Genomic DNA, 13805 nt, shown 5'->3' on the forward strand with positions numbered 1-13805 from the left:
CAAACTGGTTTTTCATCAATCGGTTAGTGTAGATGGCGATTCGGCACTCGACATCCCGTCGAATTGGCCACTACGCTTTAACCCATTGGTATCAATTCTTATCTTCAGCTTTGTTTAGCTGCAATCATCGCCAAACTGGTATCTAACATGCGATTGGCAAAGCCCCACTCGTTATCGCACCACAGTAACAGTTTAACCAACTGCCCTGCGCTCACTCGAGTCTGGGTGCCATCAACAATACTGGAGCGTGGATCATGGTTAAAATCACAGGATACCAACGGCTCGTCAGTATAGCCTAAGATGCCGTTAAATCGTCCATTGGCGGCCAATTCTAACACTTGATTGACGGTCGCAATATCCACTGTTTTATCTAATGTTACCGAAAGATCGATGGCGGTTACGTTGATCGTGGGAACGCGCACTGAAATCGCCTCAAATTTGTCCTTCATGTGCGGCAAAATCCGCTCAATACCGCGGGCAAGTTTAGTATCGACGGGAATAATCGACTGCCCAGCCGCTCGGGTGCGGCGTAAGTCATCATGATAGGCATCAATCACTTGCTGATCGTTCATCGCCGAATGAATGGTGGTAATCGCGCCACTTTTCACGCCAAAGTGTTTATCGAGTACATCAATCACAGGCACGATACAGTTGGTGGTACAAGAGGCATTGGAGACCACTGTATGCTCGGCGCGCAGTAAGTCTTGATTCACACCATAAACGATTGTGCCGTCGACATCGGCCGATGAAGGATGACTGATTAAGACTTGTTTGGCACCTGCGTGGATATGGGCCTCGCAGCTTTGGCGATCTAAAATGGCACCTGTCGCTTCATAGACAATATCGATGTCCATCTCGCGCCAAGGTAGCTTGGCTGGATCAGGTTCATGGAGAATTTTGATGACGTCATCGCCGATCAGCATCTGATCATCGACTAATTTGACTCTGGGCTGAAATCGACCGTGGGTAGTATCGTACTGGGTCAAATGGACAATGGCTTCAGGCTTAGCCAACTCATTGATTGCGACAATTTGGATTTGCTGGCGTTTTCCGGACTCATATAAAGCGCGAAGGATTGAGCGGCCAATACGACCATAACCATTGATTGCGACTCGGATCATTGAGGTCTTTATTTCCTCTTAACAATACTGCATATACAAAAACGGCCTGCAAACGATTGCAGGCCGCATTATACAGATTAACCTTTCAAAAGTTTAACCTTTTGTCGGTAATCCCATCACCTAAACAATTAGCCTAGTGATTTTGCAGCGTTCAGCACATTTTCAACGGTGAAACCGAAGTGCTTCAGCAGCACGTTGCCTGGCGCAGACTCACCAAAAGTAGTCATGCCCACAACTGTGCCTTCGAAACCAACATACTTGTACCAGAAGTCAGTATGGGCCGCTTCGATAGCAATACGTTTAGTCACGGCTTTTGGCAGTACAGATTCTTTGTAAGCAGCATCTTGCTTATCAAACTCAGTGTTTGATGGCATTGAAACAACGCGAACTTGTTTGCCTTGTTCAGTCAGGGCCGCAGCAGCTTCTACCGCCAATTGCACTTCACTACCAGTAGCGATCAGAATGTACTCAGGTGTACCTGCACAGTCTTGCAGTACGTAAGCGCCTTTTGCCACATTGGCTAATTGCTCAGCAGTACGTGCTTGAGCCTTCAGGTTTTGACGGCTGAAGATCAGTGATGTTGGAGCATGGCGACGTTCGATAGCCGCTTTCCACGCTACTGCGGTTTCAGCCGCGTCACATGGGCGCCATACGGCCATGTTTGGCGTCATACGCAGGTTAGCTAATTGCTCAACGGGTTGGTGAGTTGGGCCGTCTTCACCTTGACCGATAGAGTCATGGGTGTAAACGAAGATGTTTTGAATTCCCATCAGTGCAGACATACGTACAGCGTTGCGTGCGTATTCCATGAACATCATGAACGTCGCGCCGTAGTTGATAAAACCACCGTGCAGAGACACACCGTTCATGATGCCGCTCATACCGAATTCACGCACACCGTAGTACACGTAGTTACCCGCTGGATCGTCTTGAATCCCTTTAGAACCTGCCCACAAGGTGAGGTTAGAACCCGCTAAGTCTGCTGAACCGCCTAACAGTTCAGGCAGTATAGCGCCAAAGGCTGCAATCGCGTTTTGTGATGCTTTACGGCTCGCAATACCTTCGCCTTTGGCTTGGCATTCTTGGATAAAGGCTTGTGCTTTTTCTTCGAAATCGGCTGGTAATTCGCCTTTCAGTACACGGCGCTCATATTCTGCTGCCAGTTCTGGGTAAGCTTTAGCGTAAGCGGCGAATTTTTCGTTCCATGCCGCTTCACGGGCTGCCCCCACTTCTTTAGCATCCCAACCAGCGTATACATCGGCAGGGATTTCGAATGGCGCATGTGGCCAGCCTAAGAATTCACGGGCCGCGGCGATTTCCGCATCACCTAATGGCGCGCCGTGGCAATCGTGGCTGCCAGATTTGTTTGGCGAACCAAAACCGATAATGGTTTTGCAGCAGATCATGGTTGGTTTGTCGGTGACCGCTTTAGCCGCTTCGATAGCAGCGCGAATCGCATCGCTATCGTGACCATCTACGTTAGCAATCACATGCCAGCCGTATGATTCGAAACGTTTTGGCGTGTCATCGGTAAACCAGCCTTCAACATGACCGTCGATAGAGATGCCGTTGTCATCCCAAAATGCGATCAGTTTGCCTAGGCCTAAGGTACCAGCCAGAGAACACGCTTCGTGGGAAATACCTTCCATCAAGCAGCCATCGCCGAGGAAGCAGTAAGTGTAGTGGTCAACAATCTCGTGACCTTCACGGTTAAACTGTGCCGCTAAGGTTTTTTCTGCAATCGCCATACCCACAGCGTTGCTGATCCCCGCACCTAATGGACCCGTGGTGGTTTCAACACCTGGGGTGTAACCATATTCTGGGTGACCTGGGGTTTTAGAATGTAACTGGCGGAATTGCTTCAGTTCATCCATTGGCAGATCGTAGCCAGTGAGGTGTAATAAAGAGTAGATCAGCATAGAGCCGTGACCATTAGAGAGGATAAAGCGGTCTCTATCTACCCATTTCGGATTGTTCGGGTTGTGCTTAAGGAAATCATTCCACAGCACTTCAGCAATATCTGCCATGCCCATTGGGGCGCCTGGGTGGCCTGAGTTTGCTTTTTGAACTGCATCCATACTTAACGCACGGATTGCGTTGGCGAGTACTTTACGGGAAGACATGCTCTCTCCTGCTTAATTTGTGGGGTCTAGCGGGCAATTTGGACGCATATTTTCCCCTACATAGCGAAGCGACGCAAACGAAAATTCATCACAATCTCGCCTTACCATCGCCAATAGAACTTTTTGCGATAAAAAATGGCTTAAGGATGAACTATTCAAGCCAATGATTCGTAGTTTAAGTCGCTATGACAATACTCTGTACAATTTCCCCCAAAGCTCGTCTGGGTGGAAAAGAGGAAATGCCGCCGCGTATCCTTAACGGAATCAGATGGATTTTAAACACTTTTAATTAATTATTTTCAATCAGTTAAATGACTAACATGCTTTTTAGTTCAAATTTTAAAGCTGAGATTTACCTCACTAAGTACAGAAATATTTAGCTTTGGGGGTGTCATGGCGATGAAATTCCACTAAAATAGCCATCTAGATGTAGATGCTTCTACACGTTTGATTGCTAACAACGAGATTTTCCTACTATGGCAAAGCACTTGTTTACTTCTGAGTCGGTCTCAGAAGGTCATCCCGATAAAATTGCAGATCAGATTTCTGATGCTGTGCTAGACGCGATTCTGGCCCAAGATCCTAAAGCACGTGTCGCGTGCGAAACGTATGTCAAAACTGGCATGGTATTAGTAGGTGGCGAAGTGACCACCTCTGCCTGGGTTGATATTGAAGAGCTGACCCGTAAAACGGTTCGTGAAATTGGTTATATCCATTCTGATATGGGCTTCGATGCCGATTCTTGCGCCGTATTAAACGCGATTGGTAAACAGTCTCCAGACATCAACCAAGGTGTCGACCGCGCAGATCCAAAAGAGCAAGGTGCCGGCGACCAAGGGTTAATGTTTGGTTATGCCAGCAACGAAACTGACATTCTGATGCCAGCGCCTATTACTTATGCCCACGCATTAGTGAAGCGTCAATCAGAAGTGCGTAAAAACGGCACCCTGCCATGGCTACGCCCAGATGCGAAAAGCCAAGTGACCTTCGCTTACGAAGACAACAAGATTGTTGGTATCGATGCGATCGTACTGTCTACCCAACACAGCCCTGATATCGCCCAAGCGGATTTGATTGAAGGCGTGATGGAAACCATCATCAAACCAGTTCTGCCAGCACAATGGCTGAGCAAGGACACTAAATACTTCATCAACCCAACTGGCCGTTTCGTTATCGGTGGCCCGATGGGTGACTGTGGTTTAACCGGTCGTAAGATCATCGTAGATACCTACGGCGGTATGGCGCGTCACGGTGGTGGTGCATTCTCTGGTAAAGACCCATCAAAAGTAGACCGTAGTGCTGCTTACGCTGCCCGTTACGTTGCGAAAAACATCGTAGCAGCGGGTCTGGCAGACCGTTGTGAGATCCAAGTGTCTTACGCTATCGGTGTAGCTGAACCGACTTCTATCAGTGTTGAGACTTTCGGTACGGGTAAAGTATCTGAAGAAGTCTTAATCAAGTTAGTCCGTCAACACTTCGACCTGCGCCCATACGGCCTAACTGAAATGTTGAACTTAGCTCGTCCAATTTATCAAGCGACTGCCGCTTATGGTCACTTTGGCCGCAGCGAGTTCCCATGGGAAGCGACGGATAAAGCTGACGCACTGCGCGCCGATGCAGGTCTATAATCTGCATTATCTCCATGCTTTCGCTTGTAAAAAAACCGCCTAAGGGCGGTTTTTTGTTACCAATGACAAAGGTTACAACCTTTAACTTTTTAAAATGATAAGTACAATCGAATATTAGGTGACGAGTCTAGTATGGAGACTATCTTCCTATTATTCCGTAAAACAAGGCTCTAAATGCACACCATGGCAACAGTCTTTACCTGCCCGCTTAGCAACATATAACGCCGCATCGGCTGCGCTAAGTAACAGAGTTTCAGAATCACGAATTCCTGCACAGAGAGTCGCAACCCCAACACTCGCACTCAATCGAGTATCTCCCTCGATAACAATATCCAATGCTTTAATTGCTTGACAGATCTTCTCAGCAATCTGTTGAGCATTTTCTCTATCCGTATTGCCTAGGATTAACGCAAACTCGTCTCCCCCAAACCGGCAAGGTAAGTCAGCAGGACGTTGGCAGAAAGACTTCAACACTCTTCCCACCATCTGTAACGAATCATCCCCCATCTGATGGCCAAGGTGATCATTACATGCCTTGAAATTATCCAAATCCAGCATAAGAAGGGAAAGCGGGGTTTGCTCTCGCTGACTTCGACGCCACTCGTTGTGCAAAAAACGACTAAATAACCGCCTATTGGCTAAGCCAGTTAATGCATCGTGTTCAGATAAATCCGCTATCTCTAGCTCCAGTAGTTTACGCTCAGTAATATTGGCATGGGAAATAACGTAATAACCGGGTTCAACGCCTTGGCCTTGGACTGAGACAACTCGCATCAGAAAATATCTTAAGATATCAGGACTATGGCAAGGGTACTCCATAGAAAATCGCTCTTGGTCATGCTGAATAACTCGGCGAATACCCTCAAATGCGGTTAGTGCAAGCGGCTCATCAGAACCTGCACACACATTCATATAGTTTGTCCCAATCCAATTATAGCCCTTCGGCATACCATTTTGCTCGGCAAACCGATTCCATGAAAGATTGGTAAATTGTATGACACCTGTACTATCAATTACCGAAATTTGATCCTCCAGAGAATCTAGAAGAGCAGCCAGAAATTTGGCATGTTCGATAAAATGCGATCCATCACACCAATCATCATCCACCATGGCAGTGTACATCCCGCGCTAAAAACAATACAAATTTGATAAATAAGTAGGTTAAGTAAAGCAGCCAAATCCCAATACGCCAAGAATAAATACTCAAAAAGAGGTGCTAAATAACTTAATACTAATGAACAAATGAGCAAGTTATTATCAAGAACACTAAGTAACTAAGTTTACCATTATTAGGGCGTGTTGACGTTTCCACTTTTATAACAATTAGGCGCGATGTTATGCAGTGCAAAGTGCATGACGTGTCGTAATCCCTCGTTTGGCGAAATAAGAAACACAAAGCCACTGCAGAATTTATTATTCTAAGGAATATCAGAATTGTTTATGTTTTAGCAGTGGTCAAAATGGGCGTTTTGCATACACAGCAGATTTATCTGCGCAGCGGATAACAGTGCACACTCTTGTTCGCCAATTATCCTTGCACCTTGAACGACCTCAGGCGTTAAACATACTATAGCCGCACTGTAAGCATTGGTGCGGCCGCAATCGAGCCAACAATCTTCAATCTGTAACCAATAATGGGGGCGACTATCGTCGCAATCGACTTCAAATCCTCGGGCCTCACATTGCTGCAAGGCACACTCGGATAATAATACGCGCAGGTTGTCCCACGCCGATAAACTAGTCTGGGCATAGTTAGTCAACAAGATATTGACCAAGGATTTACTCACCATTTATCTCCAACCAAAAGGCTTTAGCATCGGGTCCTGGCATTGCCTTGGCATATAACCAACCTTGCACATAAGCAACACCAGCTTCTTTTACAAACTCGGCTTCAACACGGGTTTCAACACCCTCAGCTGTTAAGCTAAAACCTAAACTACTACAAAGTTTGCAAATTTGCAGATATAAAGTACGACCTTTAGGCTCACTGGCATTGGCGAGAATACTGCGATCTAGCTTAATACCATCAACATTGATTCGACTCAGTAGACTTAAACTCGAAAACCCAGTACCAAAATCATCCAACCAAAAACGGAAACCACACAGCTTAAGCTGTTTGATACTGCTATCAATGCGGCTTAGATCCAACATGAATGCCGATTCTAACATCTCAATTTCGACCTGATGAGCAACACTACCTAATCTATCATTCATAATCGCTAATAATTGACTATCGGTGATGTTATTGGGGTCAATATTGATACTGACCTTAGGAAAAAAGCCCTCTAATGCCCAACGAGCAAGATCTTCTGCAACGGTATTAATTACAAAACGATCAATAATGTGGGAATAGCCCGCACGTTGAAACGCATCAATAAAATAAGGGCCTTTTAAGGCCCCATACTCATCCCGAAGACGAATAAGAGCCTCAAATCCAACCACTTTACCATCAATTAAAGCAATCTTAGGTTGATAGTGAAGCTGCAATTCACCGGCTAACACCTCTTTGATGGTTTTCTCTAAATTAATTTCAGCCTTTAAAGACTCTGACTGTTTTTTTAGATAATGTGTTTCATTCATCAGCTCAATATCTGCTTGAAATTGAATCCTTTTGATAAGCTCACGATCGAACTCATAGTGTTCACTCATTAAAGAAAATCGCTGTACAAATGGTAGATAAATCAACACACCGATAGCTATCAAAAAGCATTGAAATATTACAGCACTAAAATGCCCACTCGCCATATAAGCATTAATAAATGGAGGTGTTATCCAAGGAAAGCTATGAGCATCAAATTCTAGAATACCTATACTGATGGCGCTATAGGCCAATATAAAATTAACTATGGGTGAGAGTATAAATGGCAATAATAATCTAGGGTTAAAAATAATAGGTAAACCATAAATCAATATTTCATTGATATTGAAAAATGCAAAGGGTGTTGCAATCTTAGCAATATGGCGTGTTGCACTGTCTTTAGAACTAATGAAAATAGCAATAATGAGCGATAAAGTCGCCCCGCTGCCACCGTAAAGAATAAACAAATCCATAAATTGACTAGCGGTTAGATTAGGTACAACCTCAGTCAAGCCATTATCGACACCTATTAACAGTAGATATGCATTATCACCGTGCACTCCGAAGCTCCAGAGCACATGGGTTAATAAAATACGGATAAACAATTGGATCCCAATACTCGCGGTTTGCAAAGTATCAATTAGTGGCGAAAAAAACCAGCTAAGTAAGGCAGATGCTTCAGTAACAAGCATCAATATAACCATAAAACAAATAACTACTGGCAAAAAAATATTCAGATGCTGTTTTAAATATCGACTCAATGCTTTTCCTTTTACTAAGTCTAGCCATCGCCAAGTAACCAATATGCGCAATAGATATGCCGTTAAAATCGGTAATAAAACCACCCGAGGATCACCTAAAACCACATCAACATAATCAATGCTAAGTACTTCCTCTGTGGTTGGCACATGCAAAGCCAGTAAGATGCTAAAGGAGATTGAGCACACAACAATCGCTGAAAGCTGAAGATATTTGGCAAAATGGAAGGAAAGAGAAATAAGCGCAAGCAACGGAAATATCTTTGCAAGCTGCACTGAAAAAAATGTTAAGCCATAAAAAAATGCCGTTGTTTGCCATTCCGGGATCCAACTACTTAATAACGCTATAACCAGTGATAGTAGTGAGTTAACAAGAATAAATGGCAGTAACGCGATAAAGGACTCACGTACAGAGATAAGAAAACTTCTGTCCAGAAAATTTCGAAGTTCAAACATGATATCAGGGTTATTATTGACAACTATTTAATAAAACATAGTCGATCAATCTTTTAGGACACAATCAACCTAAAAAATACTGATTTTTGAAAGCAGAACAACGTAACATATGGCGGGAAAACGAGTTAACGATGAGCGAGTGCATATGAGCGAATATCAACACTCATAATATAATAATCCCTATCAGAAAAAGTAAAAAAATCTGCAACTTGCATTTTAGCTTTACGAGTATGCGCCGCCAAAGAACGCTCATTTTCATCAGCTATAAACGTCACCAGATAAGTAAAACTAGGCGCAACTTCTCGGTAAATGCGAGTAACAAGTGCCTCAAAAACGCCTTGGCCACGATATGCTTTATCAACCCAGATAGGACCGTATTGGCAGCTGTTTTGCACCGTTAATTGAGGACCATCGCCATTGATTCGATTCAATCTTTTCAACAAATTGCGATAAATTGGCCAGGTCTCAAAAAACGACCAACGTCCCGCAATCACATAACCTATAATGCGTCCGTTAATTTCAGCGACCACAATCCAATGCTTATCAATTAGCTGAGTTAATTCATTACGATTAAATGCTTGCCCTTCCAAATTGACACCATTAGACATTAACTCATCATTGAGATGCTGGCGCTCTAACGCGGCCAATATATCAACATCTTGTTTAGTTGCTAATCGCGTTTGCATCAGAGGTATGTCCAAGTTGAGCTTATCGCTAGATTTTAAGCGCGTCAGTATACTTAAATAAATACTAAAGACTTTATCTTTTAGGAAAAAATTTGCTAATAACGCTATTGTTTCCCACACTTATTGAATTGTAGGTCATTCACTCGCCATTTTATGCTGCCAGAGACTATCAATCCCCAAATCAGTGTGCTTGACAACGATCTACTTCAAGTCAATTTAGGTCGTTGGATGCAACAATGCGAATTAATAAAAAGTTACTACAGCGCTACCCACGTGTTTGTATTACAGATAACGCAATCGGGTTTTGAAGTGATCGTCAGTTCTGTCAGCGAAACGCCGCTTTTTACTTCTGGCACGCTTTTTCCAAATAACTTCCCGCTCTTTGAAGCATTAAAAAATAGCAACATAGACGGAGATTATCTCAATTTAAGCCGCTTTATGCTCGATGAACTTCCAAGAGATTTTGACGGAATTCAATACATTCTGTCCCGCCCTATTGCATGGCCAGATGGCAGTCAATTTGGTTCACTATGCGTGTTAAACCCCCATATGGCCGATCCTTTAAGCAACAGCGCCATGCTTGAACCTTTCCAAATCCTGCTTCAGCAGGAATTATCCCTGTTATGTCAAAACCATAGAATCGAATCGCTATCAATGCGCGATCAAGAGACCGGCATGCTCAACCATTACGGCTTTATGATGATGGCTCCTAGGCAACTCAATCTTGGACGACGCTTTGGCGCCCATGCGGGGATTCTTTTCTTCGAATTGATTGAAGCTGACTCGCCGGAAAAACGCTTAGAAGAGAAACATCACAGGCTCCTCGGTAATTTGGTTCAAGATACCATTCGCACAGCCGATGTTGCAGCCCATTTCAGCGCGACTCAGTTTGTGGTGTTAGCCTTTGTCGATAGCGAACGCGATATATTGCACATTATAAAGCGGGTCGAAAAACAATTAGAACAGCAAAATCATCACCTTAAACTCGATTCCAGTTACAGTTTCTTTACCCCTGAATCGACGGCTAAGTTAGCGCCCATGATGGAAGATGCTCGCTGTAAACTAAAATCTATGTTGCAAGAGCCAACACAATCGAGCAGTAATCAGGCAAAAGGGATCAATGCCGAGCTTTATAACAACCCCGCTGCAGACTCGGCCGAGTTGTAAAAGTCGCAAACGCTATTATTTTGGCAACTCATCCTGACGCTTCGCCCATTGGATAAATAACACCACAGGATAAGGTGACATCAACACTAAGCCTAAGCCAATTAAGCTTGCGATCAATAACATCCCACTGATTTCTAGACTCCATTGAGTCAACATATAAAACCCAAGTCCACAAACTAACATCAAAACCCCTAACCAATGTAAAAACTTCAACAAATTCATAGTGCTTTTAATACTATCTTGCATATAAACCTCTTTTTATCTCTCGCTAAACTTGTACACTATTGCCATGAATATCGAAAAAGGAACTGAGACAATGTTAAAACAAACATTTCTATTAAGCGCATTACTTTTTGGCTTAACGGCTTGTCAGAGTACTGACGTCGCCCATCAAGACACTGTGTCATTACAGGGAAGCTGGCATATTGAAGCAGTCCAAGGACAACCGACTGTTGATTACAGCCCAGCTCAAATCACCTTCGATGCAGAAGGTAAGCTTTCTGGCAATAACAGCTGCAATAACTTTTTTGGCCAATATAACCAGCAAGGGCAAGAGCTGAAAATCATCCCTGGTGGCAGCACCATGAAAGCCTGTGTCGATTCATTGATGCAGCAAGAGCATAAAGTCATGCAAGCACTACCACTGGTCGCTAAAGCCAAATTAGTGCAAGGACGTCTGACATTACTCAGCAGCGACGATAAACCTGTTTTAGTGTTAACCCAACTGAAATAAAAGTGTATCGATAATAAAAAACCGCCGATTGGCGGTTTTTTATTCGAATCAAATCTTAACTCGATCGATTAACTCTTAGTCGCAGCACTTTCGTTTGCGGCATTTTGCTCTGCAATCACGGCGCTCTGCACCATATCAGCATTGTAATGCTCAACGTCGAGTTCATCTTCCGATTTGGCAATTACAGTCGTCGCCACTAAGTCACCAGAGACGTTCACAACAGTTCGCGCCATATCCAAAATGCGGTCAATCCCCGCAATCAAGGCTACACCTTCTAAGGGTAAGCCCACAGTCGAGAGCACTAGAGTCAACATCACTAAGCCTGCGCCCGGTACCCCCGCGGTGCCGATTGAGGCTAACGTCGCGGTTAAAATAATCGTTAGATAGTCGACCCACGTTAAATCAATCCCAAAGGCCTGCGCCACAAACAGCGCGGTCACGCCTTGGTATAGGGCTGTACCATCCATATTGATGGTGGTGCCTAAGGGCAATACAAAACTGGAGATCTTCTTGTTTACCCCAAGATATTCGCTCGCACATTTCATACTTGCAGGTAAAGTGCCTGCCGAACTTGAGGTGGTAAATGCCACCGCCATCGCATTGCTGATCCCCTTAAAAAAATGCAACGGATTAAGCTTGGCAAATAGGCGCAGCACTATGCTGTAGAAACCTAACACATGGATAATACAGCCAATATAAACGGCAATAATGACTTTAATCAGTGGCCATAGCATATCGATGCCATACTCACCCGCAACCCATGCCATTAGACCAAACACACCATAGGGCGCAAGCTTCATCACCATATCGGTCAACTTGTACATGGCCTCAGCAAGGCTCTCAAACACCTTAATCGCAGGTTTGCCATGGTCGCCAATCAATACCAATGCAATCCCAAGTGCCACGGCAAACACAATGACTTGTAGGATCTGGCCACTCGCCAATGCAGCTACGGGGTTGGTGGGCACTATATCAATAAGCGTTTGCATCACCGAGGGTACTTCTTTGGCCGTACTTACCGCCTCGTGTTGCAACAAAGGAACACCCGCACCAGGCTGAATCACATAGCCCACCACTAAGCCTAGGCTTATCGCAATCGCCGTCGTACAGAGATAAAACGCAAAGGATTTAAAACCAATCCGGCCCATTTTGGCGGTATCTTCCATTGAGGTGACACCAACAATCAAGGAACAAAAGACTAAAGGCACAATCAGCATTTTGATGGTATTCACAAACAGCGTGCCAATAGGTTTTAGGTAGGAAGCCTGCTCGCCTAAAGTGACCCCCACCAGAATCCCGAGCACCATACCAACGAAAATTTGTAGCCACAGGGGCACTGACATCCAAGAAGACCAGATCCGGCCTAAGGCTGATGACCTTTGTTTTGACATGTTTATAACCTTGAATTTGAAATGATGATAGGGCAAAGCCTTATCCTTGGCGGGACTAACCTTCAATTAGCCAGCCGCCGAGTCTACCATAAGCAATAAAACTTTAAGGATGATCTATATCACGTTGATATCAACCGCGGCAAAATCCAGCTAAAGCATCGCTTAGGCCTCGAATTGCGCCGTATTGTCTGACGGAGCAAAACGTTGACGATACAACGATGCAGGCGGCTGCTCGCGCTCAATAAGGTAGCTCCAGTAGTCATCATCGAAACCGCTAAAGAGTGACTGATTTTCCCCCTGAGATTTGAGGATCAAATACCACCAAACCAACCCCCATAAGCCAAAGGTAACTAAAGTTAGCATAAAGTGCATCCCATGGTTAACTTGAAAATCTTTATGAGCATCATAAGGTTGTAAGAATATTGGTTTAAACCGACGAGTTGATTTAACGAATCCCATAATCGCGCCACTTCTGCTAGTGAAAACCTTATTCAAGCCTAGCAGATTAGACTTTAGTCGTACAAAATTTAACCGCAATTAAAGGGCGATAGGGATCTGTGCTCACTCGTTCTGATGGGGGGGTCCGTGCTACAGTGTATGCCTAACTCATCCCGACACATCAGCGTCATCCCAAACACAAGAGCGGTAAATGCCATTAACCGCCGAGGAGTTGTTAAATGTTGATCCGTAAAGCTAAAGTGCAAGATCTTAGCGCCCTAGTCCAATTTAATCAGGCAATGGCGCAAGAGACAGAAGGTCTTGCCTTAGATGAAACCACGCTTATCAAAGGCGTCAATACCCTACTTAATCATCCCGAAAAAGGCTTTTATCTGGTGGCTGAAATCGAAGGAGAAATTGTCGGTTCGCTGATGGTGACCTTCGAGTGGAGCGACTGGCGAGCCAAAGATTACTACTGGATCCAAAGCGTATATATTCGCCCGCAAAATCGCCGTCAGGGGATTTATGGCAGACTCTATGCTGAGGTAAAACAATTGGCCGAGGCCAATGGTGGCGCCGCCAGCTTCCGTTTATATGTCGAGCAGGAAAACCTCGCAGCTCAGCAAACCTACCAAGCCTTAGGGATGAAGCAAAGTTACTATCTAATGTACGAAGAAAAGTAATAAAAAAGGATCGGGTATTGCCCGATCCTTTCATTTAAAACGC

At 44.5% G+C, this 13805-nt stretch carries 13 protein-coding genes; 4 read left to right on the plus strand and 9 right to left on the minus strand.

Annotated elements, in window-relative coordinates; all coding sequences use genetic code 11:
- Positions 1-104: 104 nt before the first annotated feature.
- A complete protein-coding gene (gene epd, locus JM642_RS16375) occupies positions 105-1121 on the minus strand; it encodes an erythrose-4-phosphate dehydrogenase (protein ID WP_203432162.1) in 1017 nt (338 codons plus the stop codon).
- A gap of 128 nt (positions 1122-1249) precedes the next feature.
- Positions 1250-3244 (minus strand): transketolase, encoded by a 1995-nt coding sequence (tkt, locus tag JM642_RS16380; RefSeq protein WP_203432163.1) that lies wholly within the window; start codon positions 3242-3244, stop codon positions 1250-1252.
- Positions 3245-3720: 476 nt separating this feature from the next.
- On the opposite strand from tkt, the gene metK reads away from it, so the two are divergent.
- Positions 3721-4872 carry a methionine adenosyltransferase gene (gene metK, locus JM642_RS16385; protein ID WP_037414745.1) on the plus strand — a complete coding sequence of 384 codons (1152 nt, stop codon included), beginning with the start codon at positions 3721-3723 and terminating at the stop codon, positions 4870-4872.
- A 150-nt stretch (positions 4873-5022) separates the two neighbouring features.
- Here the strand turns inward: metK and JM642_RS16390 are convergent, their stop codons facing one another.
- The 4 genes from JM642_RS16390 to JM642_RS16405 form a co-directional block, all read right to left on the minus strand.
- Positions 5023-5994: a sensor domain-containing diguanylate cyclase gene (locus JM642_RS16390; protein WP_235522154.1), complete on the minus strand. Its 972-nt coding sequence runs from the start codon at positions 5992-5994 to the stop codon at positions 5023-5025.
- A gap of 323 nt (positions 5995-6317) precedes the next feature.
- The gene (locus tag JM642_RS16395; protein ID WP_169547379.1) at positions 6318-6662 is read right to left on the minus strand and encodes a hypothetical protein; all 345 of its coding nucleotides are present in this window, start codon (positions 6660-6662) and stop codon (positions 6318-6320) included.
- Entirely contained in the window at positions 6652-8664 is a 2013-nt protein-coding gene (locus JM642_RS16400; RefSeq protein WP_239000457.1) for an EAL domain-containing protein, read from the minus strand. The genes JM642_RS16395 and JM642_RS16400 overlap by 11 nt, the downstream gene beginning before the upstream one ends.
- Positions 8665-8789: 125 nt before the next feature.
- Positions 8790-9350, minus strand: coding sequence for a GNAT family N-acetyltransferase (locus JM642_RS16405; protein ID WP_186293762.1), 561 nt, complete (start codon positions 9348-9350; stop codon positions 8790-8792).
- A 153-nt stretch (positions 9351-9503) separates the two neighbouring features.
- Between JM642_RS16405 and JM642_RS16410 the strand changes: the two genes are divergently transcribed.
- Positions 9504-10517, plus strand: a complete 1014-nt coding sequence (locus JM642_RS16410; RefSeq protein WP_037429465.1) for a deoxycytidine triphosphate deaminase — start codon at positions 9504-9506, stop codon at positions 10515-10517.
- A 15-nt stretch (positions 10518-10532) separates the two neighbouring features.
- Here the strand turns inward: JM642_RS16410 and JM642_RS16415 are convergent, their stop codons facing one another.
- On the minus strand, positions 10533-10763 hold the full coding sequence (locus tag JM642_RS16415; protein WP_037414628.1) for a hypothetical protein: 231 nt from the start codon (positions 10761-10763) through the stop codon (positions 10533-10535).
- Between the two features lie 70 nt (positions 10764-10833).
- Between JM642_RS16415 and JM642_RS16420 the strand changes: the two genes are divergently transcribed.
- Positions 10834-11250, plus strand: coding sequence for an META domain-containing protein (locus tag JM642_RS16420; protein ID WP_047539874.1), 417 nt, complete (start codon positions 10834-10836; stop codon positions 11248-11250).
- A gap of 68 nt (positions 11251-11318) precedes the next feature.
- On the opposite strand, the gene JM642_RS16425 is transcribed toward JM642_RS16420, so the two are convergent.
- Positions 11319-12641, minus strand: coding sequence for a dicarboxylate/amino acid:cation symporter (locus tag JM642_RS16425; RefSeq protein WP_037429470.1), 1323 nt, complete (start codon positions 12639-12641; stop codon positions 11319-11321).
- 162 nt (positions 12642-12803) lie between these two features.
- Positions 12804-13100 (minus strand): DUF4234 domain-containing protein, encoded by a 297-nt coding sequence (locus JM642_RS16430; protein WP_037429472.1) that lies wholly within the window; start codon positions 13098-13100, stop codon positions 12804-12806.
- A gap of 218 nt (positions 13101-13318) precedes the next feature.
- Between JM642_RS16430 and JM642_RS16435 the strand changes: the two genes are divergently transcribed.
- Positions 13319-13762: a GNAT family N-acetyltransferase gene (locus tag JM642_RS16435; RefSeq protein WP_037414619.1), complete on the plus strand. Its 444-nt coding sequence runs from the start codon at positions 13319-13321 to the stop codon at positions 13760-13762.
- Positions 13763-13805: the final 43 nt, after the last annotated feature.

The sequence above is a fragment of the Shewanella sp. LZH-2 genome (assembly GCF_016859145.1).
GTDB lineage: Bacteria > Pseudomonadota > Gammaproteobacteria > Enterobacterales > Shewanellaceae > Shewanella > Shewanella xiamenensis.